Origin of the sequence: Novipirellula sp., assembly GCF_041583735.1 — a bacterium.
GTDB lineage: Bacteria > Planctomycetota > Planctomycetia > Pirellulales > Pirellulaceae > Novipirellula.
Window position 1 is genome coordinate 1 of record NZ_JBFHFD010000527.1, and the last position, 6,097, is coordinate 6,097.

Sequence of the window (6,097 nt, forward strand, 5' to 3'; positions counted from 1 at the left end):
GGTGATGAAGCAGACGCAGTACGGCCGGATCATCAACATGGCCAGCACCCTGGGGCTGGTCGGCTTGGCCAATCGAACGCCCTACGCAACCAGTAAAGGGGCGGTGGTCCAAATGACGCGGGCGCTCGGTTTGGAGTTTGCTCAGGACAAAATCACCGTCAACGCAATCTGTCCCGGGCCGTTTCTGACACCAATGAATGTACCAATCGCCGAAACCGAGGAGGCCAAACAATTCATCGTTGGCGCGACGGCACTGCGGCGCTGGGGAGAGCTAAGCGAGATTCAGGGGGCCGCGTTGTTTCTCGCCAGTCCCGCGTCCAGCTACGTCACCGGTAGCCTATTGACGGTCGACGGGGGCTGGACCGCAAGATGATCCTTTGGGGCCACTCAAGAACGCACGGCGCCCCATGTCAGCCCTCAGAAAGGCATCTCTATCGACAGGAATATTACCACGACAGAAAAATGAAGAGGCACCATTGCGGTAAGCAATCTTTCTGTCGCACCAATCTTTCTGTCTTCCCTCGAGCGAACACGCCGTCGCAAGGAACGTTCGACGTAGTGCAGGGGCAACGTGTCAGCGGCCATTATCGTTGCCGGTTGCGAAACGAGGTGTCTCGGCCACTGAAGAACGGATCGACAAGATCGGGACGCAGCGGCTGCTGCAGCGATTGATCCGCTCGGCCTGATTGCTCGTTATCCGAAGCCGAACCGCGACGTTGTTCACTGTCGGATCGTTGGCCCGAGTCGCGGCCTGATCCAGAGCGTTGGGGTTTGTCGCCACGGTCCGAGCCTGTGCCGCCGTCATCGACGCTGATCGTAAAATCGACATTCTCCAAATGGACGTCCCCGGTGGTAATCGCAATCTCCTCCACCGCGATCGTCGTGGCGACGTCGTCGATTTGCGAAACCAGATAGATTTCATATTCGCCCGTCCGCAGACCGTCTTGGACGTCGAAGCTGTAGTTGCCGTCGGAATCGGTTGTCGTTTCAGCAACGATTTCCCCTTCACTGACCAACTGGATCACCTGTCCCGCGATCCCTTCGCTGTTATCACCGCCCTTGGACTTGTCGTTGCCATTGGATTTGGTTCGGCCATCGCGATTGTTTTGCTGGGCGGTTTCATCCATGGTGACTGTGCCTGAAATCGAAGCGCTGAAGAAGAACACGTCCTCTTGCAGATCGGTTAGATCCGTATTTCGCTCGATGATGTCGGACAGCGTCGTGCTTTCGATTTCTGCCAACGCTGATCCTGAGAAGGTGTTTTGGTACCAGAAACGATCGGCGTCGCGAAGCCGCTCGAATTGGTCCGTGATGATGGTTTGGAACGTTTCACCGACACTGGCGCCGTCGACATGGTCTTCGGCCAATCCGCCCACCCACAGGTCGATATCATCGACCGTGCCGTAGAGTTGCTCCAGCTTGGCTTGCAGATCCGGGTCCGATGTGATGTCGGCAAAGCTTTCGACTGGATCCAATCCGTAAGCGACCCGCGTCGAGTTGTAGTCCGACAATCCATGGTCCCTGCCACGCTGAATGTTCAAACTCACTAAGTCGAACCCGCCCGATCCGGGAGGACCAAACAAGAAATTGCGGACGCTGTCGACGACCTGAATATCCAATTCCGAAGATGGGTCGGCGGTCAAATACTTGATGATGGAATCGATTCCATTTTCCGAGACCGCTTCGGGGTTTGAAAACGCTTGGCTCAGCGGAATCTCTTCTGCGATGGCGTTTCCCTCGTTGTCCAAAAACTCGACATCATCGCCAAGCAAGCTATGTCCGAATCGGAACGCGGCGGTCGAGAACTCGTTGGCAATGGTGGGGTCAACGGACGAATCGTAGCCTTCGTATTCGCTGAGCGCGTCTTCGCCTAAGACCGCCGGAAGCCATTCGTTGTAGGTGATTGCTTGCAGTTCAGCGACCACAATCGCACGCGCTTGCTGATAGATTTCTTCGTCGGTCAGCGTTGGATCGGCAGCTGCAATTTCGTCCGCAAGCCGGTTGTGTTCTCGCACGAACAACGTTTGCAGGGCGGTCAGTTCGATGTTCTCGTTCGCCCGTACGTCTCCTGCGGCAAACAATTCGTCGTCGGGAACAATTCCAGCATCATTGTCCATCGGAAGCGTTCCGTCGGGAAACGTTTCGTCGTTGTTGTACGGCAACAAATCGCCTTCACTCGTCTTCAATTGGCCGCCTGAAAGCGTCCTCAACGCCATCGCGGTTGCGTCGTCGGATCCATAAATCACCGAACCGTCGATCCAAGTGGTGATGGCGTTGATCTGTTCGCGAGCGGAATCGGTGCCGGTTTCGGGATCGTAAGCCGATCGGGTCAGCGAAATGGTCTCGGTTCCCGTTGCGAAGGGATCAAAGTATTCATCGCCCGTAGGGACTTCGATATCAAACGACTCTTCCCCCGTAGGCGTACGCGAGATGTCGTGGTCGATGAATTGGCCCCACGCATAGACGAATGCGGACAAGTCGCGATCGTTGATCAGGCTTTCGTCGGTCGCCAGCACATTGCTGATCTCCCGTGCACTGGGGCGGTCTTCACCGGCAGGCTCCGAGATTCCGTCCGCATAGTCGCTGTCCGCGATGCGAGTGAGTTGGGTACCCGCGGTGCCAAGTTCGGTGTTTTCAAGATTGTTGCCCGACCCGTCGATGGACCGGTATTCGGTCGGCAGCCCCTCGATTGACGTGTCGGTGGGAAGATCGCTGGGCACGTCATCCGTCTCGTCTGACGGAACGTCAACGTCATCATTGGAATCTGGGATCTCATGGCGGTCGTGTTTGTGCAATCCGCCGCTGTCGGAGCGCCGGTGCATGCGATTGATATTAGACAGTGATTCGACCGCTGGTGGCACCCCCTCTTGGTGCAAATCTTCAACCATGACGTCGTTGTTGAAGAGATTGGCGGCCAACAACTGTCGGGCCTCCAAGGACTCCGTCTTCAGACGTCGCCGAGTGCTTTTGCGTTTATGCCCCTTCTTCTTTGCTGTGGAAGCTTTGCGGTTGGCGGCGTGACGGCCCTCGGCCCATCGTCCAAAGAAATTTTCCATGTATGCACCTACTGCAGAGAAGTGGGGGGAAAGCAACGCCGGTAGCCGCTCTGTTTGACCGCCACCGACGTATCCACTTGGGAAGGACGACTTTCTACAGCGGCTGTCACAGTCTCACAAAAAGGTGTCCACTCGGAAAAAAAATTCAGGTGGCTCCAATTCACCTAATGGCCGCCGCAATGGCGACGAGAACGGCCAACGGAGACGGCGACGGCAGTCATCTGTGTTTGTTTCCTCGGGGCGCGCACGGCGATTGCCGCCGGTATAAAATGGACTTCGCCTGAACCGACCGACTCGGGATCCTTCGGTCGTCGATAGAGCTGGCCCACCACCCACCTTGATAGCTCTTAGTCCTCGCCACTGGATGTAAAACTTCACACCTTCCCATGTCCAACCTCGCTGGCCCACGGAATTGCCACAGCGAGGAAAATCGTTTTCCCACCCCAAGCTCGCGGAAGAATGTTGATGATCGTGTTGTTGCCGCTATTGCTCGCTTGTTCGTTTGCTTCCCCAGCGACGCCCACGATTTCAGAGCTAAATGAACTGTTGGACTCACTACGCAAGACGCATGCACCTGATTCTCGAATCGAACTTTGGGATGTTCAGGTTCATGCAGCGCAAGGGACCTTGCAGGTACGAGGGAGCCTGTCCAACCAGAAAACGTTTGATGCGGTCCAGCAAGCACTTGAGAAGCAGTTTCCCGAGGTGGTCAACCAATTGGTGTTACTTCCTGAAAAGGACACGGGAACCATCGTCAATGCTCTGGTGAATAATTCAGTGATCCATTTGCGTCGCGAACCCAGCAGCACCAAGGAACTTGTGACTCAGGCCCTGTTGGGCACCCCCGTGCGGATCCTGAAATCAGAGCGTGGCAAGAGTCTGATCCAACTTCCCGACGGATACATCGGCTGGGTGAATATCGCCGAGGTGCAGCGTGTCAATCAACAAGAACTGACGGCGTACAAAGAGTCCGAAAAGGTCATTTATACGGTCCAGTCGGGACGGTCTTACAGTGCCCCAAATGTCGAGTCGTTGCCGGTCAGCGACCTCGTGATCGGGAACATCGTGTGCAAAGTCTCGCAACAGGCTGGCTTCACCCAGGTCCTGTACCCCGATGGACGTCGAGGGTGGGTGGAGAGTCGCGAGCTGGTCTCGGCGGAGGCGATTTTTCATCAAACGACCGTGCAGGATAGTCTTGTTCGGACCGCTCTGAAGTTCCATGGGATTCCTTATCTGTGGGGAGGCACGTCGTCCAAGAACATTGATTGCAGTGGACTGATATGCAATGTCTATTTCATGAACGGCATGCTGTTGCCACGCGACGCAAACATGCAGGCCATGATCGGTAGGGAACTGACCACCGACTTTGTTTCGGACGCTCTGGAACCGGGGGATCTGCTGTTCTTTGGCAGAAAAGCATCGGCTGCAGCTAAAGAGAAGGTAAGCCATGTGGCCATGTACATCGGCGGAGGCGAATACATTCACTCAGCCGGTTACCGGGAACGAGTCAGCATCAACAGCATGGACAGCACCCAACCCAATTTCATCGAGAGCTACCCCGCGATGTTTGTGAAAGCGATTAGGATTTTGGGCGAGCCCTATGAAGGTTTCCAGCCCACGGCAAAGAATGCCTTTTACAACGAAATCATCAGGAGTGGAGAATGAAGAGCGGACGACGAGCCTTTCTGAGCGGTCTGGGAGTGACCTCGCTGGCGGCTGCATTGCCACAGACCAAGTGCACTGCAAAGGATAACCCGGCATCGGCGGTGCCGGCATCGATTGGCAACGGGAAAATGAAGCTGAGCTTCAGGCCCTACGAGTTGCAGCTAGAGCACACCTTTACCGTCGCTGGAAACTCTCGAAAAACAACGCCCGTGGTGCTTGCCGAGATTCAGTACGAGGGATTGACGGGGTATGGGGAAGCATCCATGCCTCCCTACTTGGGCGAGTCGCAGCAGTCGGTGATGCGATTCCTCAGCAAGGTGAAGTTGGAGCAGTTCAAGGACCCTTTTCTGCTGGACGATATTCTCGCCTATGTCGACGCGTTGGACGAAGGCAACCGCGCGGCAAAAGCCTGTGTCGATATTGCCCTGCATGATCTGCTTGGCAAGTTGGTCGACAAGCCGCTGCACAAGTTATGGGGGATCAATCCGGCAAACACCCCCATGACCTCGTTTACCATCGGGATCGACACTCCTGAAATGGTCAAGCTGAAGACGAAGGAGGCTGCCCGGTTCAAGGTGTTGAAAGTCAAGCTAGGCGGAGGCAACGACCGGGAAATGATCGAAGCGGTGCGTTCGGTGACGGACGTGCCCATCTATGTTGATGTAAACCAGGGTTGGAGCGATAAGCACCAAGCGTTGGAGATGGTGCACTGGTTGGCCGAGCAGGGGACGGAGTTTGTGGAGCAACCGCTGGCCAAGACCGCCGTTGATGATTTGGCTTGGCTGACATCCAAAAGCCCGCTTCCCATCATTGCCGACGAGGCGTTTCAGCGTCTGGGTGACGTGGCCGACTTTCAAGGCGTGTATTCCGGAATCAATATCAAGCTGATGAAGAGCACCGGCTTGCGCGAGGCTCAAAAGATGATCACCGTGGCCCGAGCATTGGACATGAAGTTGATGATGGGATGCATGACGGAAACGTCTTGTGCCGTGTCGGCGGCCGCACAATTGTCGCCGCTCGTGGACTGGGCCGATCTCGATGGGAACCTGCTAATTACCAACGATCTCTACGAGGGAGTGAAGGTAATCGACGGCAAGTTGACCCTCAGCGACTTGCCCGGCATCGGAGTCCGAAAGCGGAACGTTTGATGGCGTGTTCCACTCGCCGCAACACCGGCGACAGCACGCAATCCCATGCGGCAGTTCTTAAATTTGCGCATCTTTCACAACCCGACGCGTCAGTTTCGAAGTTGCGTTCTTATCACAACTCGACGCATCAGCGAGGGATTCTTTAACTTCACTCGGTCCCTCGCTGACGCGTCGGGTTGCGATTTGCCGTGGAAAACGACGATAGGGCAATTTCCATACGTGTAAGCA

The 6,097-nt window shown here is 55.7% G+C and carries 4 protein-coding genes; 3 read left to right on the forward strand and 1 reads right to left on the reverse strand.

Going from position 1 to position 6,097, the window contains the following annotated elements; all coding sequences use genetic code 11:
* The coding region (locus tag ABX962_RS27425; RefSeq protein ID WP_372724199.1) for an SDR family NAD(P)-dependent oxidoreductase at positions 1-373 on the forward strand (373 nt) is incomplete at its 5' end.
* A 211-nt stretch (positions 374-584) separates the two neighbouring features.
* Here ABX962_RS27425 and ABX962_RS27430 read toward each other — a convergent pair.
* Positions 585-3,056, reverse strand: coding sequence for a peroxidase family protein (locus ABX962_RS27430; RefSeq protein ID WP_372724201.1), 2,472 nt, complete (start codon positions 3,054-3,056; stop codon positions 585-587).
* A gap of 465 nt (positions 3,057-3,521) precedes the next feature.
* Between ABX962_RS27430 and ABX962_RS27435 the strand changes: the two genes are divergently transcribed.
* Together ABX962_RS27435 and ABX962_RS27440 are read left to right on the forward strand one after the other, a co-directional pair.
* A complete protein-coding gene (locus ABX962_RS27435; RefSeq protein ID WP_372724203.1) occupies positions 3,522-4,721 on the forward strand; it encodes an NlpC/P60 family protein in 1,200 nt (399 codons plus the stop codon).
* Positions 4,718-5,869 carry a dipeptide epimerase gene (locus ABX962_RS27440; RefSeq protein ID WP_372724205.1) on the forward strand — a complete coding sequence of 384 codons (1,152 nt, stop codon included), beginning with the start codon at positions 4,718-4,720 and terminating at the stop codon, positions 5,867-5,869. Before ABX962_RS27435 ends, ABX962_RS27440 begins: the two co-directional genes overlap by 4 nt.
* Positions 5,870-6,097: the final 228 nt, after the last annotated feature.